The organism is Streptomyces sp. NPDC058198 (genome assembly GCF_042882605.1).
In the GTDB taxonomy this organism is placed as follows: domain Bacteria; phylum Actinomycetota; class Actinomycetes; order Streptomycetales; family Streptomycetaceae; genus Streptomyces.
Map to the genome: position 1 here is coordinate 40,535 of NZ_JBHVVP010000001.1, position 24,961 is coordinate 65,495.

The following is a 24,961-nucleotide window of genomic DNA, read 5'->3' on the forward strand; positions in this document are numbered from 1 at the left end:
ACTCATGGAACGTACGAACCACGTACGTTCACCGTACGGATAGCGTACGAAGCGCGTTCGGGGGGTGTAGCGATATTGCGAACGCCTGGAGCGGGGCCGACTGTGGCGGCGCTCCGTACAAGCCGCCTCGATCGGGGTCGGCGCATGGTCCGGGACGACGTCGGCCTCCGGGGAACGCGCGGCGGCGCGGCTTCCTGGTGCACGGCGAGCGCGCGGCGGTAGCCCTCGCACGCCATTCCCTGGTCCTCGCCGAGCCGGTGGGCGCGGCCGGGGACGGGGCTGCCGGAGTGACGTCGGCCGGGCGCGGGCACGGCGCCGGGCCCGGCCGACGGCCTGCGGCTCACCTGCTTCGCCACCAACACCGAGGACACCCCGATCGCGCAGCTGGAGCTGCGGCACCGACAGCGTGCCCGCGCCGAGGACCGCATCCGCAATGCGCGCGCCATCGGCCTGCGCAACCTAACTGGGCACCCGGGTGCGGCCGTTCGTTTCGGACAAGCAGCCGCAACCCCTTCGGCCAGTTGGTCAGGCAGTCCCCGTCGAGCTCGGCGACCCAGGCGCCGTCGCGGATCTCGCCGCCGGGTTCGACGGCGGGCGTCCAGGCGGAGGGCGGGACCGACAGCACGGCCTGGTGAATCTGCTCGGTGATGGTCATGCCGACCGAGTAGGACAGCCACCAGCCCTGCTTCGCGCGCCATTCGACGAATGCGTGGGTGCCTCCGCCGGAATCCGTGCGGATCAGCGTCTGCCGCCCACGCCGGTACCTTTTCGGCAGCTGGGCCACGGCGAGTTTCGCGGCTTCGATGTGATCGGCAGCAGTGTTGGACCCGGCGTTGCCCGGCCGTAGCAGCCCGGCCACCGGCTCCCCGGACCCGCCGCGGCCATGGTCGACGAAGCCCATCAGCGGGTGATGGCCGAAGCTCTTCTTCCAGGTCGCAGGCGCGTCCTGCTTGTCGGAGTGTGCGATCACGAGTACTGCGCCCAGGTCCACGGTCACCTGACCCTCCGCGTCCGGAGCGGAATCCGCGGCCAACTTACAGACGCGTTGGCGGACTTCGGAACGGGCCGTGCCGGATCGCCGTCAGAGCCATAGGCCCGGCCGTGGCAAGGGGGGCGATGAGCCGGGAGACGGTCGGGTCCGAGGCGGCCCGCAGCATGCCCACATCCGCCAGACGGTTCGTTGGGCTGTGCGTGGGGCGGGGTACGTGGAGTTGGATTGTTCCGGACGGCTTGTGGGAGATCGCGGAGCCGTTGATTCCTGCCTCGAGGGTGCGGCCGCAGGGCGGTGGGACGCAGGACACCCCTGGTGAGAGGATGTGCCTGGCGGGCTCTGCCGCCCTGATTCGGTGTCTCGGAGTCGACCGCTCACCGGCGCTTCGTGATCTGGTCGAGGGCCGGCGTCTGGGGGCGGCTGCATGAGGCCGTCGACAGGATCGACGAGTGCGGCCTGCTCGACCTGTCACGTGTGGTTCTCGACTCGGCCCATGTAAGGGCCAAAAAGAGGGGGCGAACTCACAGGCCCGTCGCCCGTGGACCGCCGACCGCGGCGATGACGGGAGGCGTCTCCGACGAACTCGTCATGGTGGGGCTGATGGAGGCGCACAGGAGCGATGCCTCGGAGCCCGGCTACCGCTTTCACGACCTGGTGCGCGTCCGGAGCAGCGTTTCCTACGGGGATTTCACCGCGCTGACCATGATGTAGCCCATCTTGTCCCGGCACAGAGTGAGAATGCGCGGGTAGACGACGTCGAGCTGGGCCATCGCGTCCATGCCCACCAGCTCCGCGATCTGGGTGCGCCTGGCGGCGAACAGGCGCGGGATCAGGTCGTAGGTGGGTTTGAACTCGCGGGACATGTCGCGGGAATCTCGAATGTCGAAGCCGGCCTCACTGAGCATGCGGGAGTAGTCCTCGGCTCCGGCGGGGAGACGGGAGAGGGCGAACGCAGCCTGGAACAGCTGGATTTCCTCTGGTGTGAAGGGCACGGCTTCGTAGCAGTCCGCGAGGACGAACCGCCCCCCGGGCCGCAGCACACGCCACACCTCGCGGATCGCGGCGGGCCGGTCAGAGAAGTGGGCGAACGACTCGATCGCCCACGCGGCGTCGAACGTCTCGGACGGCTGAGGCAGGGCCATAGCGTCCGCCTGCTCGAAGGTCACGCGGTCGGACAGCCCCGCCTGCATCGCGCGGTCGTGGCCGGCCTGCGTCTGCGCGGCGCTGACCGTCACGCCGAGCACGTTCCCGCCCGACGTGGCGCCAATCCGCACGGTGGGCCGGCCGGTGCCGCAGCCGACGTCCAGCATCCGCTGTCCCGGGAGCAGCCCGACCTCGTCGATGAGGGTGCCGGTCCAGGAGTCCTGGGCACGGGTCAGCTCCTGCCATGTCTCGTCGGCTGTCAGCTCCTCTGTCTCCCTTCGCACGCCGTCGGTCCACATGCCCAAGTGCATGCTGTCGCCCATAGTCAGGCCGTACAGATCCCCGAAGCGGTCGTACCAGTCGCCGACTTCCTGCGCCGATGGATCGGTCATATCCAACTCCTTGCTGTCAGGTGGGGCTACCCAGGTGCGGTGACATCACAGCGGGCCGTGCCGACCCGATAGAGCGGCCCGCCACCTCCACTATTTCCCCGGGGCGGGTGCAGGGCATGGCCCCACATCGGGGCGCACGGAAGCACAGATCGGTCCTGTCACTGAATCGCCTGTGTCGGGCGAGGTCGGTGGTATCGGTGATCTGCTGGAAGTGGCCGATCGGGGTGACGCAGATCCGGCTTGGCTGGACCAAGACCTTCACCGACCCCCGGCCCTGCGCGGCCATCGTCGACCGCCTCGCCCCCGAGCACGAGCGGAAGAACCCGCCAAAGCCGGATGGTCATCCTGCCGTCTGGCACGGGAGGTGACCGAATTACCGGCCCGGGCCGGTCCAGAACTGGCTGCGGCGCGAAACCCTCGCGCCGCAGCCAGTGTTCGGTGCCCATCGCGCGGACGACGGCCAGGCCCTCGTGGTGGGCCTTCAGTGCCTTCGTCCACAGGTTGGCGAAGGCCTGGGAGCGGATGATGTGTATCCAGTCCGGGCGGTAGAGTCCCCCGTCCTGCGGACGGCCGTTCGCCGGGGGCCGCCGTCCGGCGGCGGCCGGGATTGCGCCGGACAGGGCCTGGCCGGGGTTCCCTGACCCGGCCAGATCCGCCCGGGTCAGGTCGCGGTGAAGCGGAAGGCCTGGCCGGCGGTGCCGGTGCAGGCCGACTGGACGGCTTCGGCGCCGTCGGTGGCGGGTGACAGGAAACCGATGCACAGGCCGCTGTGCACGGGGCGCAGCCGGAAGCCTCCGTGGGAGGGCTGCAGGCGGAACTTCTGGTTGTCGGCGTCCGCGCAGTCCCTCGGGGACACCAGGGCGCCCGGGCCGGTCAGGGCCTCGTCGACGTCCAGGCAGCCCCTGTCGTACTCCGGGTGGTGCCACTGGATGCGGTAGATGTCCTCGCCCAGTGCCTCCAGGTAGACACGGGGCACGGCGGCGTCGGCGCACGCGTGCTGGACCGCGATGGGACGGTCCGTGCGTCCGTTGCGCTCCCGGCCCTCGGTCAGGCACAGGGCGGGGTCCGTGGCGGGATGGATACGCGTCCAGCCCGCGGCCGGGGTGCGAGGTGCGTCGGCGGTAGGGGGCCGGTTTGTCGCAGTGGGGCCGGCCGGAGCAGGGGCGTTGGCGGCAGGCCCGGCGGGTGTGGAGGCCGTGGGGCTTTCGGCGTCGCCGGTCGTGGGCGGGGTGCTGGAGGTGTCGGGCGGGGCCGTGGTGGGGGCCGGGGCGCCGGTGGACGGGGTGGTCGGGCGTGGTCCGTCCAAGGCGTCGGTGGAGGAACCGCCGAACGGCCAGAAGGCCAGGGCCAGGACTCCCGCGGCGGCGCACAGGCCGGTCGCGATCAGCGGCTTGTACCGGCGCCGCGGCGGCGTTCCGGTCCCGGGGCCGGCCGGGGCCGGGCCGGTGTGTTCGCCGTGTTCGTCGTCGCCGGCAGGTTCCGTTCCCGGCGGTGTCCGGTCCGTGGCGCCGCTTTCGGACAACGCCGCGTCCGGGGCGGCGGGCGCCGGGGCGGCGGGCGGTTCCGCTCTCTCGCCGGATATGGACAGCCGGCGGCGTACGGTCAGCCACGCGGACACGGTCTCCTCGTCGCAGCCGCAGGCCCGTACGTATGCGGACAGGAGGTTCTCACGGGGCAGTTCGTCGCGGTTGAGTGCCCCGGAGACGGTCGCGCGGGGCAGGACCTGTCCGGCACGGACGGCGTTGCGCTCCAGCTGCCGGTAGCTCAGATCCGCCCAGCGGCGTAACTGCCGCATCAGGGCCACGAACTCCGCGGAGCTGTGTGCCGCTTCCGGGTCGGGTCTTTCTCCCATGACCGCTCCCTCTCCCTCGACCTCGAACTGCCATCGCGGCAGCCTAAGGGCTGTCCCGTAGTCCGTGGTGGATCAGCGCACGGCGTCAGATGCGGTGCATCGCAAGGCGGAGGGACGTCCGCATACTGGATGTATTCGGGCGTTCCGACAACGCAGCGAGGTGCCGTAGCTGTCGTCGTGCGCCCGCCACGGATTACGGGACAGCCCTTAGCCAGTGGGCGGGAGAGGAGGAGGCGGTGCAGATGCTGTCCGGTCATACGGTGCTGCCTCGCCGTCACGCGGTACGGCATGCGGTCGGCACGCCAGGGGCGGGAAGAGGGATGGCTGATCGCGCCGGTTCAGCGCCGGATATGGCGGTACCCGACGACCTGCGAGGGCGGCGGCAGCGGTGCGCTGGTGACGGTGGCACCGGGACGGGGGGCGTGGATGACCCGGCCGTCACCGATGTAGAGCCCGACGTGGCCGCCGCCGTTGGACAGTACGAGGTCCCCGGGCACCAGCCCGGCCCGGGTGGTGGCCGTGCCCGCGTGTATCTGGCTGAAGGTGGTGCGCGGCAGCGAGACTCCCCCGGCCTGCCAGGCCCGCATCACGAGCCCCGAGCAGTCGAAGCCCCGCGGGCCCACACCGCCCCAGATGTAGGGCTTGCCCAGCTGCGCCCTGGCGTAGTCGGTGACCGCCCGGGGCGCGGAGGTGGCCCGGTCCGCGGCGGGGGGCGGTGTGCCGCGCGGCGGAGCGGCCGCCCCGGCGGCGGTGGGCGAGGGGGCGGGGACGCGCAGGGTGTCGCCGGCGTAGATGAGGGTGGAGGTGCCCAGTCCGTTGAGCTGCTGCAGGGTCCGGACGCTGGTGCCGTGCCGCTGGGCCAGGGCGAAGAGCGTGTCGCCGTGGCGGAGCACGATCTTCTTGCCGGCCCTGGCCGCCTTGGTGGGCTTTGTTGTGCTCGTGGGCTTCTCGGCCGCCGCGGCCGGGTTCTTCGTGGGCTTGGGCCCGGGCACGGCCGTGGGTGCTTCGGGTGCTTCGCCGTCAGATATCTGAGGGGTCTCTCCGCCGGGCGCCTCGGGGGGCGTCAGTGTGACCGGCGGACGTGCGGGCGGGGACGCCGAGGTCGCCGGTCCGTACACGCCGATGACCGAGCCGACGAGCAGCGAGACGAGGAAGAGCAGGCCCAGAACGGTCGCGGTCCGTGCCCAGCTCACCGGCTTCAGCGCCTGCGTCCACGGGGCCCGCACAGCGTGGCGTGCCCGCGTGGTGAGCGGCTGCTCGCGGGCTGCGCCCGCCTTCGTGGCGGGCTGGCGGGTCCGGCGGGTCCGGTCCGTCAGGTGCGTCATCACATCCTCCTCGGGGGCCTCGGTGGTGGCCCGGTAAGGAGGTTTCATCGGCAGTGTGGTGTCCGGCCAGAGCTTGCGGCGTCTCGGACAGTCCGGGTACGTCCGGGCAGCTCAGAGCCCTGTCCGCCGGCCGATTGGGAGGGGTTGGCCGTCAGGGCGCGGGCCGTGGGGGATCACACGCATCCGTCGGTGACGTCCCAGCAGGTTTCCTCCGGGAAGGGGTCCTGGCTCTGTGCGGGGGATGACGTGGAGGGCTGCGGAGGCGGTTCGTACGCGGTCGGTCCCTGCCCCTGTTCGGGCCAACTCGGCTCGGCGGTAGTGCGCTCGGGGGCGGGAGAGGGCGTGACCTTGGCCGGGGCCGTGGACGTGGAGGGCGTGGTGTGTGGTGCCCTGCTCCGCGCGGGCTTGTCGTCGGGAACGGCCTCGGCGGGCGGGGCACGGTCCGGTGCGGGGCCCGATGTTCCCGACGGCGTGGTCGTGACCGCCGGTTCGCCGGTGGGGGTCATGTGCGGCTCACCCGTGCCGTCGTCGGGCAGCAGTGTGACTCCTGTGACGGCGGCCGCGAGGAGCAGGAGCACAGCGCCGGCAGTGAGGACGAGGTTTGGTCGTCGGAGGCGACGCGGGGCCGGCTTCTCCGCCTCCGGTGCGGTGTCCGATGCGGTGTCCGTGGAGCCCGCGCCGGCGTGGGCCTCGGCCGGGACGCCGTGAAAACCGGCCTCTGGGGCGGACTCGGCCTCGGGTTCGGGATCGGGATCGGCCTCGGGGACGAGGTCCGGGCCCGGGGCGGGGGCCGGATCGGGGGTGGGGCGCTCGCGCTCGACGGCCAGGTTCTTGCGGGCCCGGACCCATGCCTGGACGGCGGGCTCGTCACCGCCGCAGGCCCGGACGAACGCCGCGAGGAGTTCTTCCCTGGGCAGCTCCTGACGGTTCAGTACGCCGGCGAGCGTGGCACGCGGCAGCACCTCCCCCACGGCCTCGGCCCGTTTCTCCAGCTCGCGATAGCTCAGATGCGCCCACTGGCGTAACTGCCGCATCACCGCGACGAACTGCGCGGGAGTATCCGCGTCCCGCGGCTGTGGTGGCCCGCTCTCCACTCCGGGCTCCCGGATTGCTTGTCGGCGATCAGTCATCCCCGGCAGCTTAGGCAAGCGCGGTGGCAGCGGTGACCCGAACCCGCTCACCGCCTGGGCGGGCCCGTACGCCGGCGCACCTGGCCGGCGGTGCGCGGACACCTGCGACTGTGCCGCCGGACAGGTGCAGACACCGCCTCTGACCAGGCCGGACGTCTCCGGACTGTCCGAGCCGCCGCGATCCGTTGCCCCGCGCCGTGAGGGACCGCAACGCTTCTCCCATCGCCCCGCACCGGCCGGTGACGCCCCGTCGAAGACGTCATCGCACCGGTCGCCGGGGCCCCTGCCGCACACCGGTGTCGACGACCGGGGCCGGGCGTCCGCAGGGAACCGCCGAAGGCCGCAGAGCCCGGCACGGTCCCCCCTTCTTTTTTCAGCGGTCCTCAGACACACGGGAGCATCAGCATGACCCTCACACGAACCAGAAGGCCCCGGCCCCTCGCGATCACCGCAGCCCTGACGGGACTGCTGGCCGCGGGCGCCGGCCTGGCCGGGATCAACGGGGCGTTCACCCACAGCGGCGCCTCCCCCGCCGCCGACACCGTTTCGGTGGCAGCCGCCGAGGCGAAGAACGGGGTGCCGGACTGCATGACCTCCTGGCAGAGGTACCAGCCCCGTAAGACCTTCCTCTGGCAGAAGACCTCCGGCTGGTTCTACGTCAACGACGCGGTCAGGGTGCGTTTCCGCTCGAACGGAGGCGAGTACTACTGGCGGCTCAACAGCCAGTGCAAGCGCGTCGAGGCCTGGAAGGCCGGCGTCAGCGAGTACCAGACCCTCGGCAAGGGCCCCGAGGCCTATGTGCCCCGGGCCGGCTCCTGGTCCCCGAACACGGAGTACTGCGGCAAGAACAGCAAGGTGAACGTCATCGTCGCCTGCTACCGGGGCGAGAGCAGGACCTGGAAGCCCTGACCCGCCCAGGGAGCGCCCGGTCCGCCGGCCGGAAAGCCGGCGGACCGGGCGCGCGGTAAGACGGCAAGGGCGGCAAGGGGGGGTGGGGGCGCGCCGTCGGGCCGGCCGGGGCGTTCAGTGTTCGACGACCTCGCCGTCGCTCAGTTCCAGCACCCGGTCGGCCAGGTCGAGGAGCTGGGGGTCGTGCGTGGCGACGAGGGCGGTGACGCCCTCGCCGTGGACCACGGTGCGCAGCAGTTCCATGACCGCGAGGCCGGTCTGGGTGTCCAGCTGGCCGGTCGGTTCGTCCGCGATCAGCAGGGCCGGCCGGTTGGCGAGGGCGCGGGCGATGGCGACGCGCTGCTGCTGGCCGCCGGAGAGTTCGCCGGGGCGCTGTGCCGCGTGGTCGGTGAGGCCCACCAGGGCGAGCAGCAGTGCCACCCGCTCCTCGCGTTCGCGCGGTGCGGTCGCGCGCAGGCGCAGCGGTACGCCCACGTTCTCCGCCGCGGTGAGGATGGGGATCAGGCCGAAGGACTGGAAGATGAATCCGATGCGGTCGCGGCGCAGTTCGAGGAGTCCGTTCTCGCTGAGGCCGCTGAGGTCGGTGCCGTCGATGACGACCTGTCCGCGGTCGGGGGAATCGAGCCCGCCGATCAGGTTGAGCAGGGTGGTTTTCCCGGCGCCTGAGCGTCCTTTGAGGGCGACGAGTTCACCGCGTGTGAGGGTGAGGGAGGCGCCGCGCAGTGCGTGGACGGCCGCGGGGCCGCTGCCGTAGGAACGGTGCAGGTTTTCCGCCCTGACCATGGGGGTGGTGGGCCGGCCGCCTGTCGTGGGGGCGGCCTGGGTGGTGTGGTGCTGTGTCATTGGTGGGCCCCCCGTGCGTGATTCGGTCCGGGCCCAGTATGGGCGGGCGCCTCGGGTGTGGGCAACGGCCGTATTCTCTGTGCCGGAGTGCGGATTCTTGTGAGAGAGCCGTGGTGTCGGGGGTGGGGGGACGGGTGGCGGGTTTCATATTTCTGCGGGCGGCGGGGCACCGGCTTCTGCTGGCGGCCGCGCTGCTCGCGGTGGTGCTGACCACGTGTGTGCTCGCCTCGCTCACCGCGTTCTCGGGTTCTCTCTCGGATACGGCGCTGCGGGAGACGCTGGGCGGCCGGGGCGCGGCTTCCGCGGCGCTCGTCGTCAGCGCGGACATCGCGCCGGAGCGGCGGGGCGCGGCCCAGGAGGCCGTGGTGCGGGGGGCGCGGCAGGCCTTCGACGGGCTGCCGGTGACGCTGCGGAAGCTGGAGCGTTCGGGGCCGTACGCGCTGCCGGCGTCCCTGCGGGCGTCCGCTCGGGTGTCCGCTGTGGCCGGGGACAAGCCGGATCTGACGCACTTCGCCGCTCTGGACCCCTCCCGGATCACTCTCGTGTCGGGTGAGCTGCCCGGCTCCGGCCCGCCCGCCGCTGATGGTGCTGTGCCTGTCGCTCTGCCCGAGGCCGCCGCCCGGCAGCTGGATCTGGGGCCGGGAGCGCGTGTCGCGCTCACCGACCGCCTGGCCGGGGCGGGGCTTACGGTGCGGATCACCGGTGTGTACCGGGCCACCGACACCACGGATCCGTACTGGCGGCTGGACACGCTCGGTGGCCGTGGGGTCCGTGACGTCGACTTCACCACCTATGGTCCGCTGCTCACGGATCCGTCCGTCCTCGCCTCGGGCCGGGTCTCCCGGGGTGCCACCGCCTGGGTGGCCGCCGCCGACTACCGCACGGTCACCACGGGGCGGATCGGTGCGCTGCGTGCCGCGTCCACGCGGGTGCCGGCGCTGCTGCGCGCGGACCCGGCGCTGGGGGGCGGTGCGGTGGTGGGCACCTCGCTGCCGTCCCTGCTGGAGCGGACCGAGCGGGCGCTGCTGGTGTCCCGGTCCACCCTGCTGATCGTGGCCCTGCAGCTGCTTGTGCTGGCCGGGTACGCGCTGCTGCTGGTGGCGCGGGTTCTCGGTGCGGAGCGGGCGGGTGAGACGGGTCTGCTGCGGGCGCGCGGTGCCTCGCGGCGCCGGCTCGCCGCGCTCGCCGCGGTGGAGGCGCTGCTGCTGGCGGTTCCCGCGGCCCTGTGCGCGCCGCTGCTGTCGGGGCCGCTGACCGGGATGTTCGCGCGGCGCTCCGCGCTCGGTGACGGGGCCGGGCCGCGGCTGGGTGACGTACCGTCCGGGCCGGTGTGGCTGGTCTCGGCGGCGGTCGCGGTCTGCTGTGCGGCGGCGGTCGTCTCGCCCGCGCTGGCCGCGACGGCCGGGAGCGGGTTGCGGGGTGGCCGCGGCGCCGCGCTGCCGGCGTCCGCGCGGGCCGGGGCGGATGTCGGGCTGCTGCTGATCGCGGCGGTGGCCTACTGGCAACTGGACCGGCAGACCGGGACGTCGGGCGGTGGGGCGCTCAGCGGTGACCGTGAGGGTGATCTGGGTATCGACCCGCTGCTGGTCACGGCGCCCGCGCTGGCGCTGCTCGCCGGCACGGTGCTCACGCTGCGGCTGCTGCCCCCCGCGGCGCGGCTCGCGGAGCGGCTCGCTTCGCGCGGCCGGGGGCTGCCGGCCGCGCTGGCGGGCTGGCATCTGAGCCGCCGGTCGCTGCGCGGCGCCGGGCCCGTGCTGCTGCTGGTTCTCGCCGTGGCGATGGGCATGCTCGCCATCGGCCAGAGCGCGTCGTGGGACCGGTCCCAGCGCGACCAGGCGGACTTCGCCACGGGTGCGTCGGTACGGGTGGTGGACGGCAGGCCCGCCGGCCCCGGTCAGGCCGGTCTGTACACGTCGTTGCCGGGGGTGCGGCAGGCTGCTCCCGCCCACCGTACGGCTGTGGATCTGTCCGGCGGCCGGACGGCTACGGTCCTCGCGCTGGATACGGCGGGGGCCGGGGAGCGGATGCTGATGCGCGGTGATCTCGCCGATGAGCCGGTGGAGGGGCTGCTGCGGGCGCTCGCACCGCCGAAGGCCCCGTCCGGGGCGGTGGTGGCGCTGCCCGAGGGCACTCGCCGGCTCGCTCTCGATGTGCGGATCACCGAGGAGAGGACGGCTTCGGGCCGGTCCGCGTCGGGGCTCGCGCCGCTGCTCCAGGTCGTGGTCGTGGACCGCTACGGCCTTTCCTACCGGCTCAGCGCCGGGGAGGTGCCCGTCGACGGGCGGGTCCACCGCGTCGTCCTCGACCTCGATGTGACCGGCTCGGGCACGCGCAGTGCCCCTGCCGGGCCGCTCGGGGTGAGCGGGCTGCGGCTCGGCGGGACCGCCCCCGTCAAGGGGCCCGAGCGGCACCGGCTGAGTATCGAACGGCTGCTGGTGACGGGGCCGGACGGGGCCGGCCGGCCGGTGTCCCTCCCCGGCCCGGAGCGCTGGGAGGGCAGCGGGACCATGACGGAGAACGGGCAGGAGCGCGCCCCGGTGGCCCTGCGGCCGGCCGCGTCGAAGACGGCGCCGCTGACGGTCTCGTACACGACGGGGGCCGGATACGAGAGCGGCGACTATCTCGCCGTCCAGTTGGATGTCGCGTCCGCCCCCGTCCGGCCGCGGATCGCGGCCGCCGCCACCGACAGCTTCCTGCGCGCGGCCGGGGCCGAGCCCGGGCAGAGCGTCGATCTGACGCTGGCGGGAGAGCAGCTGCGGGTGACCCTCGTGAAGGCGGTACGGGAGCTGCCGACGTCGGGGAGCCCGGCGGGGGCCGAGGGCGGGGGCACGGCGGACACCGCATCAGGCGCGGGCGTGGTGGCGGACGGTGGTGCGCTGCTCATCGATCTGCGGGCCGTCAACGCGGTGCTGGCCGACCGCGGGAGCAGTGGACTCGCGCCCACCGAGTGGTGGCTGAGCACCGCTCCCGGCACGGCCGCGGAGGTCGCGTCGGCGCTGCGGGACCGCCCGGACAGTGAGCCGGGCCAGGTGCTGGTACGTGCGGAGGCCACGGCCGGCCTGCTGGGTGACCCGCTCGGCGGCGGGCCCCGTTCGGCGCTGATCGCCGTCGCGGTGGCCGCGGCCGCGCTCGCCGCGGTGGGTTTCGCGGTGAGCGCCGCCGGTTCCCTGCGGGAGCAGTCCGCCGAACTCGCCGTCCTGCGCGCCCTGGGGGCCTCCCGCCGGACTCTGGCCCGGCTGGTCGCGGCGAAACAGGGCCTGCTGATCGGGATCGGTCTGCTCGCCGGTGTGGGGCTCGGGGCGCTGCTGACCCGGGCGGTCGTCCCGCTGGTCGTACTGACCTCGCAGGCCGCCCAGCCCGTCCCCCGGGTCCTGGTGGAACTCCCGGTGTCCCAGGTGGCCCTGTTCCTCGCCGGTGTGGCCGCCGTGCCCCTGCTGATCACCGCGGCCGTCGCCGTCCGGCGCGCCGATCCCGCGCTCTCGCTTCGCCACCAGGGGGAGAACTGAGATGACCCGCCGGCCAGTTGACGTACGGACCGGGCGCACGGAGCGCCCCGGCGGCACGGAGCGTCGTCCCGGGCGCCCGGAGCGTCCCGGGCGCGCGGTCGCGCCGTGGGTGCGGACGCGGTTGCGGACCGCCCCCGGGGCGGCTGTCGCCTTCGGTGTGCTCGTGCTGATCACGGCGTTCCTCATGGCCGTGCTGCCGCGGGCTGTCGACGCCTACGAGAGCGAGGGACTGCGGCGGGATATCGGCGGCGCGCCCCCGGGCGCCACCGTGCTGGGGCTGAGCGCGCCCCAGCCGGGGCTGGAGATTCCGCGGTCCGCGCGCGAGGAGGCGATGCGGCCCGCCGCGCTGTCGGCCGTCCACCGCAAGGTGCTGGCGAGCCTGCCGGCACCGGTGCGGGCGGACGCCGCGGAGTCGGCGTACGGGGTACGGACCTCCGAGGCGCTCACCGGCACGGACACCTGGCTGCCGCGTCCCGACGGGATCGGGCCCCGCTTCACGATGGCCGCGCAGTCGGAGCTCGCCGCCCACGCCGCCGTGCGCGGCGGGCGGCTGCCCGCCGCCGGGGGCCGGGTGACGGCCGAGACGAAGGAGGTGGAGGCCGCCGCGACCACGGCGACCGCCCGCGTGATGCGCCTGCGGGTCGGCTCGGTGATCCGCCTGAGCGGCCCCACCGGGTCCACGGCGCTGTCCGTACGGATCACCGGGATCGTCGAACCACGCCGTCCGCAGGGCAGTTACTGGTCCGCCGAACCGGTCCTGCGCACCCCCGGGCTGGCCGTCCTGCCGTCCGCTCCGCCGCAGTACCGGTGGGAGGCGGGCCTCCTGCTGGCGCCCGGCGCCGCGCCGGCGCTCCTCGGCACCCAGGCGATGCCGGAGAGGTACTGGCGCCTCGCGCCCGACACCACGGGGCTGGCCGCCCAGGACACGCCGGCGCTCCTGCGGGAGGTCACCTCCCTCGAAAGCGGGCCCGGCCTGCTGAGGATGCGTGAGATCGCCGGTGGCACCGCGGTCCTGAGCACCGGGCTGGAGACGGTCCTCGGCTCGCACCTCGCGGCGCGTGCGGCGATCACCCGTATCGTCACCGTCGCGGCCTTCGGGATCGGCGCCGTCGCCGCCGTCGTCCTCGCGATGGCCGGCGCTCTGGTCGCCGCGCGCCGCGCCGGTGAACTCGCCCTGCTGCGCTCGCGCGGCGGCTCCCTGCGCGGCATCGGCGGACGGCTCCTGGCCGAGACCGCCGTGATCGCGCTGCCCGCCGCCGGGGCCGGCCTGCTGCTGGCCCTGCTCGCCGTCGACGAGGCACGTCTGCTGCCGGCCGTGTGGGGTGCGAGCGGCGTGGCACTGCTCGCCTGTGCCGCGCTGCCGGTACGGGCCGTCCTGCTGCACCGCCGGCCGCGGGCGCACGACGACCGCGACGACCTCGTCCGGGCCAGGCCGGGCAGACGCCGCACCGTCGCCGAACTGACCCTGCTGGCCCTGGCCGTCGCCTCGGTCGTGGCCCTGCGCCGTCGCGGCGCCTCCGGCTCGGGTGACCTGCTGGTGAGCGCCGCCCCGGTCCTCGTCTCCCTGATCGCCGCGCTGGTGCTCGTACGGCTGTATCCGCTGCCGCTGCGATGGGCGGCCCGGCCGGCCGCGCGGCTGCGCGGAGCGATCGGTTTCCTGTCGCTGGCCCGTGCGGGCCGGTCCTCGGCGACGGGGGCGCTGCCGCTGCTGGCGCTGCTCATCGCGCTGACGACGGCGGCGTTCGGCGGGTCCGTGCTGGCGGGGGTCGCGGACGCGCGGGACCGGGCCGCGCTGCTGGCGGTCGGCGCGGACGCGCGGGTCTCCACCGAGGGAGAGGCCACAGCGCTGCCGGCGGACGCGGAACGGGCGGTGCGGAACACGGCGGGGGTGGAGGAGGTGACGGCCGTCCGTATCGAATGGACGGCGGAACTCGCACCCGACGCGAACCGCACCGGTGCCGGTGCCGGTGCCGACGCGCGGAAGCCGCTCACGCTGATCGGTGTGGAGCCCGGGTCGTACAGCCGGCTGGCCCGGCAGCTGGACCTCGGGGCGTTCCCCGCCGGCGTATTGAAGGACACGGGCGGGGTGCTGAACGCGGTCGCCTCCCCCGGTGTCGCCGCGCGGCTGGGCACCGCACCGCGCCGGATCGCCTCGCCGGCCGGCGAGATCACCGTACGGATCACCGCCGTACGGCCCCGCACGCCGGCCGCTCCCCGCTCCGAATTCCTGCTGGTCGACCGTGCCGGCCTGGAGCACACCGGTCCCACGACGCTGCTGGCCACGGGTGAGGCACTGGACGCACGGGCGCTGCGGGCGGCCGCCCTCGGCGCCGGGCCGGAGCTCGACGTGCGGCTGCGGAGCGAGGAACGGGCGGCGTTGACCGGCTCTCCGCTCCAGTCGGGCGCCGAGCGGATCTATGCCGCCGCCGTCGCGGCCGGCGCGGCCTACGCGGTCATCGCCCTGGTGCTCTCCCTGCTGCAGTCCGCGCCGGAGCGCTCCACGCTGCTGGCCCGGCTGCGCACCATGGGTCTCACCAGGCGCCAGGGCCGTCAGCTGCTCGGCCTGGAGGCGCTGCCCCAGGCGCTGCTCGCCGCCGGAGGCGGCATTCTCGTCGGCTGGGCCACCATCCGGCTGCTCGCTCCCGGCATCGACCTGGCCCGGCTCGCCGTGGCCGCCGCTCCCGCTCTCGCGCCGGTGCAGGACGTGTCGCTGCGGACCGACATGTGGTCGCTGGCGCTGCCCGCGGCGGGTGTGGTGGCGCTGGCCGGCGCGGTGGCCGCCGGGCAGGCCTGGTGGGCGGGGCGGCGCGGATCGATCACCGAACTCAGAGCAGGAGACACGCGATGACCGATACGACGACCGGCCCGGCAGGCAATCCGGCAGGCAATCCTGTGGCTGGGACTGCGGGCGGAGCGGCGGGCGATCCCGCGGGCGGGGCGGCGGGTGCGCGGCAGACCCTCGCGGAGCTGGAGCGGCGGGCGGCGGCGAGCCGGGACCGCCCCTCGTACGGGCATGACGCGCTGATCACCTGCGACCGGCTGGTACGGGTCTTCACCACGGACGGGGTGGAGGTGCAGGCCCTCCAGGGACTGGATCTCACGGTCCAGGAGGGCGAGTTGATGGCGCTGGTCGGGGCGTCCGGCAGCGGCAAGTCGACACTGATGAACATCCTCGCGGGCCTGGACGTCCCCACGGCGGGCGCGGCCAGGACCGCGGGCCGCGATCTGCTCACGATGGACGCGAAGGCCCGGCTGAACTACCGCCGCGAGGTGGTGGGCTTCGTCTGGCAGCAGACGTCCCGCAACCTCCTCCCCTACCTGACGGCCTCCCAGAACGTGGCGCTGCCGATGCAGTTGCGGGGACGCGGCGGCGGCCGGAAGGGTGCCCGGGCAAAAGCCGAGCGGGCGAAGGAGCTCCTGGCGATGCTCGGTGTCGCCGACTGCGGCGACCGGCGTCCGCACCAGCTGTCCGGCGGCCAGCAGCAGCGCGTCGCAATCGCCGTCGCGCTGGCCAACTCCCCCTCCGTACTGCTCGCCGACGAACCGACCGGCGAGCTGGACTCGGCGACGGGTGAGCAGGTCTTCGCGGCGTTTCGCCGGGCCAACGAGGAGCTGGGCACGACGATCGTGATCGTCACGCACGACCAGGCGGTCGCGGGCGAGGTGCGCCGTACGGTGGCGATCCGTGACGGCCGGACGTCGTCGGAGGTGCTGCGCCGCACGGAGATCGACGCGGAGGGCCGGGAGTCGGTGGTGGCCCGGGAGTACGCGATGCTGGACCGGGCCGGACGGCTTCAGCTGCCCGCGGAGTACACGGCGTCCCTGGGCATGGAGCAGCGGGTGATGCTGGAGCTGGAGCAGGACCATATCGGGGTGTGGCCCGACGGCACCGGCGGAAAGAACGCGGGCGGGAAGGGTGCGGAGGGGAAGTAGGTCCCGGTCGTCCTGCCGGCCGGCGGGTTCACGCGCCGGACAACGCTTCGCGGGCCCGTAAGGGGCAGGTGCGGGGCAGGTGCGGCAGGTGCTGACACCGGGCTGCCTTCTGACGTGTTCCTGGCCGGCCGATGAGTTTTGTGCCGCCGCCGGGTCGGAGTTCCTGGAATCGCGCAAGGTGAACGACCTTCAGAAGGGCCCGTCCATGCAGCTCTCCCGTGTCATTGTCAGCCTCCCGGTCGCCGACCGGCGGGCCTCCTTCGCGTTCTACCGTGACGGGCTCGGCCTGGACGCCATCGGCGAGGCGGCGCAGGACGGTGTGCCCGAACCGCTGCAGTTCGCTCTCAACGACGGCCTGCGCCTCATGCTGGTTCCCAGCGGCGGCTTCGGCTGGGTCATCGGCGGCCGCGAGGTGGCGGGCCGCGACCAGAGCGAGTGCGTGTTCAGCCTGCACGCGGACGACGAGGCCGCGGTCGCCGAGGTGATCGAGCGTGCCCACCGCGCGGGGGGCTCCGTCGTCACACCGCCCGGGCCGCAGCCGTGGGGATACGCGGGCGCCTTCTGCGACCCGGACGGCCATGTCTGGATGGTGACCTCGCAGACCCTTCCCGCGTAGCCGTCGGCGGGCGGGGCCTCGCCGGCGGCTACGCGGGGCCGGGGCTCCGGTTATTCTCCGCCGACGCTGTAGTGCGAGGTGTCCCGGCCGTGCGGCTTCAGTTCGATCGTGATGCGGTGGGTCGTATCGCGGGACGCTGAGCCGCCCGCTCCCACGGCGATGACGCCGATCTGCACGCCGGCCCGGCCCGAGCCCTCTTTGCGTACCTGGACCGCGAACTCCAGGTTCACGCTCTCCACCGAGAAGCGCAGGTCGCTCTCGGCGCCGCTGTGCTGCGCCTGTTCCAGTTCGTGGCGTACCTGGCCGATCACCTCGGCCAGTCCGGCCACCGCCGTGTCGTCGCGCTGCTCGCCCACCGCGTTCCTCCCCCGTGCCCCGAAGGGCAGACATGGTCCCCCGTCGCGCGACGGGATCCCATTGTCACCGTCTGTGGCTATGGTTGTGCAGTATGACCGAGCCGAGCGGCGCTTCCAACTCTGCTCATAGCAGGGAGAGTTGGCGTTCGCGGCTGTTCCGTACCCAGGTCCGCGGGCCCCGTCCGCCGCTGGGAGCGGGAGTGCTGCTGCCGGGCGGGCTCGTGCTGACCTGTGCCCATGTGGTGCTCCACCGCGCCGTCAGGGACGGTGGGGGGCAGAGCGCCGGCAAGCCCTTCGAGTCGGTGTACATCGACTTCCCCGGTGCTCCGGAGGCCGTTCCCACCCCGCTGCGGGCCCGGGTGATGCAGGAGTACCTGGTCGCGCCCACCCCGAGCTTCGGCGGCGGAGACCTCGCGCTGCTGAAACTCGACCGCGTTCCCCCGGTCCCTCCCGCGACCCTGCACCGGCAGAGCCCGGCCGACAGCGAACACGTCCACACCACCGGCTACCCCGACGACCTGTGGGGCGGCGAGAACATCGCGGCGCGGCTCGGCGGCACCGGCGGGCCCGGCATCATCCCCGAGTGGGTGCAGCTCGATACGACCCCGGGTCCGCCGTACATCGTGCGGCGCGGCTACAGCGGCAGCGGCGTGGTGCACAACCGTTCGCAGGGGGTGGTCGGCATCGTGGTGCACCAGTACGGCAGGGCGGACGCGCCGCCCACCGGCCCCCAGCACGCGTACATGATCCCGACCGAGACGGTGCTGAAACACCTGCCGCTGGAACGGCTCGGCCTGACGGTGAGCGGCGCCCGCGCCGTCTCCCGTGAGATCGCCGTCTCGCCCCGCCAGACCGGCAACCGGGGCGCCCCGGGGCTGCGCCGGTGGCTGGCCCGCTGGCTGGACGAGGCGCCCGGCACCGGTGCGGTGGAGATCGCCTTCGCACGGGAGGGCGATCAGCGGACCATGCCGGCGATCCACTCCGTCCTCACGCTCGCCGACCGTGAGCAGAATCCGCGGCCCTCCTCCGACGCCACCGCCGACGAACCGCGGGCGGGCAGCATCGACCTCGCCATGGACGCCACCAACCACAGCGCCGCCGAGCTGGCCCGGCGCGTGGCGGAACGCGGCGGCCTGGCCCCCTCGGACCCCGCCGGGCTGCTGGAGCTGATCGCCGCCGACAGCCCCCGGCTGGCCGCGGCGTTCCTGTCGGTGGACCGCTCGGCCTCCTCCGACGAGGAGGTCATGGACCTGTTACGGGCCCTGCGCCGGCGGGGCCTCAGCCGGCTTCTGCTGGTCTTCCGCGACCCGGAGTCCCCGCTGCTGTCCCTGGTGCGCAGGGACCTGCTGGCGGCGGACTGGGCGCAGGAGCGCGCGGAGCACATCGGGGCGCGGCTGGCCCGGCTCGACGAACTCGAACACCGGTTACGGCAGGTCCCGGCGAGCGGCTCCGGCAGGCCGGGCCCGCGGGCCCCGCAGCCCCGGGCCGCGGAACTGCTCGCCGCGCTGGGCTCGCTGCGGGGCTCCGGTCCGCGGGCCGGGGCGCCGGCCCTGGCCTACCGGCTGTTCCGGGTCGGCATCGAGGCCGAGGAGGCGCTGGGTGAGGCCGAGGCGGCGCAGCGGCGGCTGGCCCGCCCGCACGGGCCCCGCGATTTCGTCGTGGAGCCGCCCGGCGACGGGCTGACCGATCTGCCGCTGGTGGCCGTGCACGATCCGGACGCGCTGGCCGGTCCCGGCGGTGCCCCTGACGAGGACGGCCACGCGCTGGTCCGCGGTGATCTGCTGCACCAGCAGTACCGGGTCGTCGGCCCGCTGGGCCAGGGCAGTTACGGCAAGGTCTATCTGGCCCGCGACCTGCCGCTGCTCAGCCGTCCCGTGGCGCTCAAGGGTGTGCTCGATCCGCGGGATCCGGGGGCCGTCAGCCAGGCGAGGCGGGAGCGGCTGCGGCTGGTCAGCCTCAACCATCCCTCGATCATCCGGGTCATCAACTACGCCCAGCATCCGCGCAGTGCGGCCGAGTTCATCGTGATGGAGTTCGCCGACGGCGCCTCACTGGAGTGGGTCGCCGCACAGATAGCGGGCAACGAGCCGCCGTTCGACGGGTTCCGGGTGCACGAGTTCGTCGTCTCCTACGGGCTGCGGATACTCGACGCGCTGAGCTATCTGCACGAGCGGGAGGAGTTCGTCTACGGCGACATCTCCCTCACCAATGTGCTCCACTGCGGCAACGGCATCAAGCTCATCGACCTGGCCGGCGTGCGGCAGATCGGCTCCCCCGGCCCGGTCACCCACCGCCCGCCGGAGATCGGCGAGGCGGGTGAGATGAGTGTCGCCGGTGACCTCTACGGGGTCGGGGTCGTACTGCGGCAGCTGCTGCGCACGGCGCCGCCGCGCCCCTCCGACCTGGGGTCCGAGTCCCTGGAGCTGGCCCTGTCACGGGCCACGGCGCACGCCCCCAGGGACCGCTACGCCAGCGCCCGGGAAATGGCCGTGCAACTGCGCGGTGTACTGCGGGAACTGCGCTCGCTGCGCCTGGACGAGGAGACCTTCGAGCCGTCGCCGCTCTTCGGCCCCTCGGCGGCGGCGCTCGACGGCGGGCTGGGTACCGCCCCGCCGCTGCAGCAGTGGCGCGGCGGCGGCAGCCGCAAGCGGCCGCTGACCGTGCAGGTGCCGGGGGCGGCCGAGGCCGCGGCGGGGCTTCCGGTGCCCAAGCCCGACCGGGACGACCTCAACTGGAAGGAGCTGCAGCGCACGTCGTACGACGATCCGGCCGGGCTGCTCCAGCTCAGCGACGAGTGGCTGGCGTCACCGGAGCTGCATCTGCTGCGCTGCCGCCTCCATCTGGAGCGCGCCCGGGATCCGGCCTCCTCCCGTGGTGACGCGCTGGTCACCGCCGGACTCGAACTGGAAAGAGCCCGCCGTCATCTGCGGGACCTCGCCGACTTCGACTGGCGCCTGCACTGGCACGAGGGGCTCCTCCATCTCGCGCACGAGCGGCCCTCGGCGGCCCTGGAGGAGTTCAGCAGCGTGTACGCGGCCATCCCCGGCGAGTACGCGCCGAAGCTCGCGCTCGGCTACTGCCACGAGAGACTCGGCAACGAGAACCGGGCGGTGGAGTTCTACCGGGCGGTCTGGCGGCGCAATCACGCCCTGGGCAGTGCCGCGTTCGGGCTGGCCCGTATCCATCTGGCGCAGGGCCGGCCCGATCTGGCCCTCGCCTCGCTGGCCGGTGTGCCGGCCGACTCCCGGCACCGCACCGCGGCCCGCACCGCGATGGTCCGTATCCACGCCGACGTGCCCGCCGACGGTTCGGTGCCGTCGGTCGCCGCCGCGGCCCGCGCGTACACGACGCTGCACCGGCTCACGCGCAGCGAGGGGCTGACCGACCGGCATGCCCGTGAGCGGCTGGCCACGGACCTGCGGGAGCTGCTGCTGTTGATGGTGGAGGCCGCGCCGCAGCGGGGCGCGGGAGACGGCCTGCTGGCCGAGCTGCACCAGGCACTGCCGCCCGGTGTCCGGGCACCGGGCACCGAGGACGAGCTGCGCGAGCAGCTCTCCGAGGGCTACCGCCGGCTCGCCGGGCAGGTGCCGCGGACCGGGGGCGGGGACGACGACCTGTTCGACGCGTTGCTGGACAACGCCAACCGCACCCGGTCCATCGGGCTGCGTCACTGGCGCGGTGAGCGGCGGCCGTGGCCGCTGCCGGGTGCGCGGCCGCGACCCTCCCGGGAGGACGGATGAGGAACATCATGCGCGGCACACTCCTGCGCGGGGCATTGCGTGGGGCGTTTGTGCGCGGGGCCGGGCGTCCGGTGTCCGGGGCGCTCTCGGCGCTGTGGCGGTGGGCGGCGGGCCACGCCGGGCCGGCCCCGGCCGGGGAGGACACCGGCCCGGAGGGGTCGCGGACCATCGCCCGCAAGCCCACCTCACGGTTCCTGCGCGGGCGCATGCTGCTGCTGCCCGTGCTCGGGCTGATGGTCCTCCTGCCGGCCAGGACGGCGTACTTCGACGTCCACGACCGTACGGAGAGCCTGCGCGACCGCTACACGCCGGCCCTGGTGTACCTGGCCGACGCGCGGACCGCCCTGCGGCTGGCCCAGGACCAGGCGGAGCGGCGGCTCGGCCAGCCCGTCGAGGTGGGGCTCGGTGAGGAATACCGCTCGCTGTACACGGAGGCTTCGCAGAGCCTGAACCGGGCCGCGCAGACGGGCGCCCTGGACCGGGGCCAGGAGCAGGAACTGCGGGTCGTGTCCGGGCTGGTCGTCGCGTACGGCGACTGGATCGCCTGGGCCGACCGGCGATCGAACCCGGAGATACTGCGCCGGGCCGGCCTGCGGTACGCCGCTTCGATGCTGAACGGCGCGCCGGGCGAGACGACCGCCGTACTCCAGCGGATCAGGGGGCTGGAGCGGCAGCTGGGCCAGGACGCGAGAGAAGCGGCCGCGTGGAGCGCGGTGGCGGTGGGGGCGGCGGTGGCGACAGCTCTGGCGGCCGCCCTGTTCGCCGTGGTGGCCGCGGGCACCCTGGTCTATCTCCGCTTCCAGCTGCGCCTGTTCAGTGTGCTGCTGGCACTCGCCGTGGCGCCGGTGCTGCTGGCGCTGGTCCCGCTGGCGGCCGGCGCCGTCATCGAGCAGGGGGCGCAGCGGCAGGTGGGCGAGGTGGCGGTTCTGATCGCCCGGGCGGGCGAGGGCGCCGAGGGGGTGACACCGGCGGCGCGCGGCGAGATCAGGAACCGGGCGGCGGAGATGGCCGAGCGGATACGCCGGGCGCGTCCGGCGGGCTGGTCCGCGACGGCGGGTGTGGCGCTCTCCGTCGGCACGGCCGGCGCGCTGGCGTGCGGGATCACGCTGTTCCTGTACGGCCGTGAATATCTGGTCCGGGGGAGGTACGCGGAGCTGTGAGCGGCTCGGGAAACGTGGTGAGGACCGTGGTGGGGGTCGTGCTGCGGGTGGTGCTGGCGGGGTGTCTGCTCGCCGTGAGCGCCGTCGTCTCGGGCTGCGGGGGCGGCGGCGGGCGGACCCTGGTCGTTCTCGGCCCCTGGACGGGAGGCGAGGAGAAGCCCTTCTTGAAGGTGCTGGACGCGGTGGGCGAGCGGACCGGCCACCGCTACGTGTACCAGGGCACCCGTTCCCTGCGGGAGACGCTGGTGGCCCAGCTCCAGGCGGGCGCTCCCCCGGACGTGGCCGTGCTGAACAATCTGGGTGATCTCGTCGAGTACGCGCGGGACGGGGCGGCCCGGCCGCTGCCGGAAGGGGTGGCCGGCTCGGCGGTCAAGCCGTGGGCGCCGCGGGTACAGGTCACGGACGGGTCGGGAACGACCCGGGAGAACGCGTACTGGGTGCCGGTACGGATCGATCTGAAAAGTCTGGTGTGGAGCCGCTCGCCGCCGACGACGTCGCCGTCGTCGTGGTGTCTGGGGATGGCGTCGGAGGCCACGTCCGGCTGGCCCGGCACCGACTGGATCGAGGACCTGCTGCTGCAGCGGCGGGGCGCGCAGGTGTACCAGGACTGGGCGACGGGGCGGCTGGCGTGGAGCGGCCCGGAGGTGAGGGGGGCGTGGCAGGAGTGGGCGGATCTGCTGACTCCCGAGTCGGCGGCGGACGCGCTCTCCACGTCTTTCGAGGACATCGGGGGCGGCCGGTACGGGCTCCTCAACCGGGGGACGGCCTGCGGCCAGGAGCACCAGGGTTCGTTCATCCGCCGCCACTACGGCAACGAGGTGCTGCCGTATCCGACGGCGCTTTTCGTGCACGGGAGGGCTGCCCGGCAGACGGCGTTCGAGGTGTCCGGGGACATGGCCGCGGTCTTCAAGGAGAGTGACGACGCCTGGCGGCTGGTGCGGGAACTGACGTCCGAGGAGGCGCGCAGGGACTGGGTGGCCGCGGCGCGGCCGCAGGAGCAGCCGTTGTTCCCGGGCGGGTCGATCGCCGGAACGAGGCCGCCGACTCCCGGTACCCGGACCGTCCAGGCGCTGCTGGACGGCGCGGACCGGATCTGTTTCGACGCGTCGGACGCGATGCCGCCGACGCTGCGGGACGCCTTCAGCCGCGCCGTACTGGAGTTCCTGGCCGCGCCGCACGACAGCGCGAACCTGACGCGGCTGCTGAAACAGCTGGACAAGGAGAGTGAATTCCAGCACGAGGACGGCGCGTTCCAGCTGGACGACCTGTGTGACCGTCCCCACGCGGGCGGCGCCGGGGGCTGAGGGGACGTAGGGCATGATCGGCGGGGATATCAACTGCCCGCCGGAGCAGCCCGGATGGCCGGGGGTGCCCGCCCCGGAGAGCTGGTCCGGGGTGGTCTGCGGTGGTCTGCCGGGCGGGGTGAGTGACGATCGCGGGGAGTGGCGCTGATGCCGGATTCACTGACGCGGCAGGAGATTCTTGCCGCCTCCGCCTATTTCGAGGCGGTCTGGGAGGAGGACACCGAGGCTCTCGGCGCGCTCATGCGGCGCGGGGACGGTGAGCAGCCGATGCCGCGTCTGGTCGCCGAATTCGGCAGCGGGATCATTCACGCCCTGGTGTTCGCGACGGCCGGATTCCATGACGGGATGTCCGGCGCGCAGCGGCAGGCGGCGCAGGAGCAGCTGGTCACCGATCCGGCGGTCCAGGTGTCCCTGCTGCTGGCCGACACCCTCACGGAGCTGTCCTGGTCCGCCGACGCGGAGCAGACCGCCACCATCGCCCGCAGCGTCATCGGCTACCTGACCCGTACCGGCGGCGAGGTGCCGCAGGAACGGGTGCTGCCGCTGATCGGGGCCATGCGGGACAAGGCCCTCGGCAAGGCCAATTGACGCTCCGGCGCCCGGCCGGGGCCGGGGCCGGCCTCCCGCCGGGGACGGGGCGGGGGCCGGCCCCGGTACTCCGGCCCGGGGTGTGGCGGGGTGTGGCGGGGGGCGGGTGTGGCGGGGGGTCAGGGCTGGTAGGGGTTACGGGTGTAGCTCAGGCTGAGGGGCCCGGTGTTCGTGAAGTACTGGGCGGTCAGGTAGGCCGGGTCGCCGGCGATGGAGCCGGCCTGGAGGTCGCCGCCGTCGTTCGTGTCGTCCCAGGCCCAGGGGGTGTGGGCGGCGTTGTCCTTGCCGTTGTCCCCGGCGAAGGTCCCCCAGGAGGCGTACGGGGGCTTCGCGTCACGGCGCTCCCACAGGCCGCCGGGGGCGAAGATGTCGATGAGCTGGTAGGACGCGGCACGGTCGTTCCCGCCCGCCGGCACCGTTCCCGTGGTGCGGCTGGGGCGGTAGACGATGCCGTCGCCGCCGGGGAAGCCGCCGCCGCTCCAGTTGTTCACGCCGTGGCCGCGGGCCTCCTGGAACACGGTGGGGTGCTCGGCGCCGTCATGAGTCTGGGTGAGCAGGGTGCCGTCGACGGACTCGCGGTTGCCCGTGAAGGCACTGCCCGCGGGCACGTAGGCGTAGTAGTTGTCGTGTGACAGGGTGACGGCCGCCTGGAGTGTGCCGTAGGTGCTGCCGTCCTTGCTGACGATCTCGAGGACGCCCTCCATGTCGTTCTCGTGCGAGAACAGGTTGAGCGGATAGTCCTTCCAGTCACGCGGGTGGTAGAACGCGTAGGTCAGGTACCAGTGGGTGGCGGTCTCGACCACGGAGTAGTAGGCGGTGCCGGTCAGCCGTCCGGCGTTGGCGTCGAGGTTCTCCCAGTTGTTGAGGGTGTTCCAGTCCTCGTCGTAGTCGACCCGTGCGAGGTAGTCGGCGGTGGGATAGGCCGCCGAGGTGTCCTGGTGGTGGACGGGGGCCCAGCGGTAGGCGAGGTCGGCGTCGCTGGGCCCGGCCGCGTGCACCTGGGTGGGTGCGGTGAGCAGTCCGGCGGAGAGCAGGACGGTGAGGAAGGCGGCTCGGGCGGATCGCCGGAGCTTCATGGGGTCTCCCGTGTGCTGGGGCGGGTGTCGGCGTGCGGGCGGCCGCCACTCTGCGTCCGGCGAGTGGCGCACACCCCGCCCCATGATGACGTGGACA

Annotated in this window: 18 protein-coding genes and 2 pseudogenes; 12 read left to right on the plus strand and 8 right to left on the minus strand. The window is 73.7% G+C overall.

Annotation, left to right across the window (positions count from 1 at the left end):
* Window positions 1-372 precede the first annotated feature (372 nt).
* Window positions 373-1,235, minus strand: a pseudogene (locus ACFVWW_RS00170) (transposase); the annotation flags it as partial.
* Between ACFVWW_RS00170 and ACFVWW_RS00175 the strand changes: the two are divergent.
* Together ACFVWW_RS00175 and ACFVWW_RS00180 are read left to right on the plus strand one after the other, a co-directional pair.
* Window positions 1,192-1,538: pseudogene (locus tag ACFVWW_RS00175) on the plus strand (transposase); the annotation flags it as partial. The pseudogenes ACFVWW_RS00170 and ACFVWW_RS00175 overlap by 44 nt on opposite strands.
* Window positions 1,539-1,549: 11 nt before the next feature.
* Window positions 1,550-1,702 (plus strand): hypothetical protein, encoded by a 153-nt coding sequence (locus ACFVWW_RS00180; protein WP_386879284.1) that lies wholly within the window; start codon window positions 1,550-1,552, stop codon window positions 1,700-1,702.
* Here the strand turns inward: ACFVWW_RS00180 and ACFVWW_RS00185 are convergent.
* The 4 genes from ACFVWW_RS00185 to ACFVWW_RS00200 all read right to left on the minus strand — a co-directional run bounded on the left by ACFVWW_RS00185 (window position 1,669) and on the right by ACFVWW_RS00200 (window position 6,833).
* Complete coding sequence (locus ACFVWW_RS00185; RefSeq protein ID WP_384327248.1) at window positions 1,669-2,526, minus strand: methyltransferase domain-containing protein; 858 nt, start codon at window positions 2,524-2,526, stop codon at window positions 1,669-1,671. The two genes, ACFVWW_RS00180 and ACFVWW_RS00185, sit on opposite strands and share 34 nt — an antisense overlap.
* A 661-nt stretch (window positions 2,527-3,187) precedes the next feature.
* A complete protein-coding gene (locus ACFVWW_RS00190) occupies window positions 3,188-4,378 on the minus strand; it encodes an RICIN domain-containing protein (protein ID WP_384180418.1) in 1,191 nt (396 codons plus the stop codon).
* A gap of 338 nt (window positions 4,379-4,716) precedes the next feature.
* Window positions 4,717-5,751: an NlpC/P60 family protein gene (locus tag ACFVWW_RS00195; protein WP_386879285.1), complete on the minus strand. Its 1,035-nt coding sequence runs from the start codon at window positions 5,749-5,751 to the stop codon at window positions 4,717-4,719.
* 125 nt (window positions 5,752-5,876) lie between these two features.
* Window positions 5,877-6,833 carry a hypothetical protein gene (locus tag ACFVWW_RS00200; RefSeq protein ID WP_386879286.1) on the minus strand — a complete coding sequence of 319 codons (957 nt, stop codon included), beginning with the start codon at window positions 6,831-6,833 and terminating at the stop codon, window positions 5,877-5,879.
* 405 nt (window positions 6,834-7,238) lie between these two features.
* Between ACFVWW_RS00200 and ACFVWW_RS00205 the strand changes: the two genes are divergently transcribed.
* Entirely contained in the window at window positions 7,239-7,742 is a 504-nt protein-coding gene (locus ACFVWW_RS00205; RefSeq protein ID WP_384180413.1) for a hypothetical protein, read from the plus strand.
* 114 nt (window positions 7,743-7,856) lie between these two features.
* Here the strand turns inward: ACFVWW_RS00205 and ACFVWW_RS00210 are convergent, their stop codons facing one another.
* On the minus strand, window positions 7,857-8,585 hold the full coding sequence (locus tag ACFVWW_RS00210) for an ABC transporter ATP-binding protein (protein ID WP_386879287.1): 729 nt from the start codon (window positions 8,583-8,585) through the stop codon (window positions 7,857-7,859).
* 134 nt (window positions 8,586-8,719) lie between these two features.
* Between ACFVWW_RS00210 and ACFVWW_RS00215 the strand changes: the two genes are divergently transcribed.
* The 4 genes from ACFVWW_RS00215 (at window position 8,720) to ACFVWW_RS00230 (ending at window position 16,640) form a co-directional block, all read left to right on the plus strand.
* Window positions 8,720-12,091 carry an FtsX-like permease family protein gene (locus ACFVWW_RS00215; protein ID WP_386879288.1) on the plus strand — a complete coding sequence of 1,124 codons (3,372 nt, stop codon included), beginning with the start codon at window positions 8,720-8,722 and terminating at the stop codon, window positions 12,089-12,091.
* Window position 12,092: 1 nt separating this feature from the next.
* Window positions 12,093-14,939, plus strand: a complete 2,847-nt coding sequence (locus tag ACFVWW_RS00220) for an FtsX-like permease family protein (RefSeq protein ID WP_386879289.1) — start codon at window positions 12,093-12,095, stop codon at window positions 14,937-14,939.
* Entirely contained in the window at window positions 14,936-16,024 is a 1,089-nt protein-coding gene (locus ACFVWW_RS00225) for an ABC transporter ATP-binding protein (protein ID WP_386879290.1), read from the plus strand. The genes ACFVWW_RS00220 and ACFVWW_RS00225 overlap by 4 nt, the downstream gene beginning before the upstream one ends.
* Window positions 16,025-16,202: 178 nt before the next feature.
* On the plus strand, window positions 16,203-16,640 hold the full coding sequence (locus ACFVWW_RS00230) for a VOC family protein (protein ID WP_386879291.1): 438 nt from the start codon (window positions 16,203-16,205) through the stop codon (window positions 16,638-16,640).
* A gap of 50 nt (window positions 16,641-16,690) precedes the next feature.
* Here ACFVWW_RS00230 and ACFVWW_RS00235 read toward each other — a convergent pair whose 3' ends face one another.
* Window positions 16,691-16,996 (minus strand): trypco2 family protein, encoded by a 306-nt coding sequence (locus tag ACFVWW_RS00235; RefSeq protein WP_384180402.1) that lies wholly within the window; start codon window positions 16,994-16,996, stop codon window positions 16,691-16,693.
* Between the two features lie 92 nt (window positions 16,997-17,088).
* Between ACFVWW_RS00235 and ACFVWW_RS00240 the strand changes: the two genes are divergently transcribed.
* From ACFVWW_RS00240 to ACFVWW_RS00260, 5 genes are read left to right on the plus strand one after another with little or no spacing between them, the layout of a single operon-like run.
* Window positions 17,089-20,736, plus strand: coding sequence for a tetratricopeptide repeat protein (locus ACFVWW_RS00240; RefSeq protein WP_386879292.1), 3,648 nt, complete (start codon window positions 17,089-17,091; stop codon window positions 20,734-20,736).
* An 8-nt stretch (window positions 20,737-20,744) separates the two neighbouring features.
* Complete coding sequence (locus ACFVWW_RS00245) at window positions 20,745-21,896, plus strand: hypothetical protein (protein ID WP_386879293.1); 1,152 nt, start codon at window positions 20,745-20,747, stop codon at window positions 21,894-21,896.
* Complete coding sequence (locus tag ACFVWW_RS00250) at window positions 21,893-23,200, plus strand: hypothetical protein (RefSeq protein WP_386879294.1); 1,308 nt, start codon at window positions 21,893-21,895, stop codon at window positions 23,198-23,200. Before ACFVWW_RS00245 ends, ACFVWW_RS00250 begins: the two co-directional genes overlap by 4 nt.
* 13 nt (window positions 23,201-23,213) lie before the next feature.
* Entirely contained in the window at window positions 23,214-23,348 is a 135-nt protein-coding gene (locus ACFVWW_RS00255) for a hypothetical protein (RefSeq protein ID WP_386879295.1), read from the plus strand.
* Entirely contained in the window at window positions 23,348-23,788 is a 441-nt protein-coding gene (locus ACFVWW_RS00260; protein ID WP_386879296.1) for a hypothetical protein, read from the plus strand. The genes ACFVWW_RS00255 and ACFVWW_RS00260 overlap by 1 nt, the downstream gene beginning before the upstream one ends.
* A 119-nt stretch (window positions 23,789-23,907) precedes the next feature.
* Here ACFVWW_RS00260 and ACFVWW_RS00265 read toward each other — a convergent pair whose 3' ends face one another.
* Window positions 23,908-24,864 carry a hypothetical protein gene (locus ACFVWW_RS00265; protein WP_384180393.1) on the minus strand — a complete coding sequence of 319 codons (957 nt, stop codon included), beginning with the start codon at window positions 24,862-24,864 and terminating at the stop codon, window positions 23,908-23,910.
* Window positions 24,865-24,961: the final 97 nt, after the last annotated feature.

Bases quoted from the DNA above. Each gene is read 5' to 3' on its own strand.
- ACFVWW_RS00255 (WP_386879295.1), top strand. From the start codon at position 23,214: ATGATCGGCGGGGATATCAACTGCCCGCCGGAGCAGCCCGGATGGCCG.
- ACFVWW_RS00240 (WP_386879292.1), top strand. From the start codon at position 17,089: ATGACCGAGCCGAGCGGCGCTTCCAACTCTGCTCATAGCAGGGAGAGT.
- ACFVWW_RS00200 (WP_386879286.1), bottom strand. From the start codon at position 6,833: ATGACTGATCGCCGACAAGCAATCCGGGAGCCCGGAGTGGAGAGCGGG.
- ACFVWW_RS00205 (WP_384180413.1), top strand. From the start codon at position 7,239: ATGACCCTCACACGAACCAGAAGGCCCCGGCCCCTCGCGATCACCGCA.
- ACFVWW_RS00260 (WP_386879296.1), top strand. From the start codon at position 23,348: ATGCCGGATTCACTGACGCGGCAGGAGATTCTTGCCGCCTCCGCCTAT.
- ACFVWW_RS00265 (WP_384180393.1), bottom strand. From the start codon at position 24,864: ATGAAGCTCCGGCGATCCGCCCGAGCCGCCTTCCTCACCGTCCTGCTC.
- ACFVWW_RS00195 (WP_386879285.1), bottom strand. From the start codon at position 5,751: ATGAAACCTCCTTACCGGGCCACCACCGAGGCCCCCGAGGAGGATGTG.
- ACFVWW_RS00220 (WP_386879289.1), top strand. From the start codon at position 12,093: ATGACCCGCCGGCCAGTTGACGTACGGACCGGGCGCACGGAGCGCCCC.
- ACFVWW_RS00245 (WP_386879293.1), top strand. From the start codon at position 20,745: ATGCGCGGCACACTCCTGCGCGGGGCATTGCGTGGGGCGTTTGTGCGC.
- ACFVWW_RS00210 (WP_386879287.1), bottom strand. From the start codon at position 8,585: ATGACACAGCACCACACCACCCAGGCCGCCCCCACGACAGGCGGCCGG.
- ACFVWW_RS00185 (WP_384327248.1), bottom strand. From the start codon at position 2,526: ATGACCGATCCATCGGCGCAGGAAGTCGGCGACTGGTACGACCGCTTC.
- ACFVWW_RS00225 (WP_386879290.1), top strand. From the start codon at position 14,936: ATGACCGATACGACGACCGGCCCGGCAGGCAATCCGGCAGGCAATCCT.
- ACFVWW_RS00190 (WP_384180418.1), bottom strand. From the start codon at position 4,378: ATGGGAGAAAGACCCGACCCGGAAGCGGCACACAGCTCCGCGGAGTTC.
- ACFVWW_RS00180 (WP_386879284.1), top strand. From the start codon at position 1,550: ATGACGGGAGGCGTCTCCGACGAACTCGTCATGGTGGGGCTGATGGAG.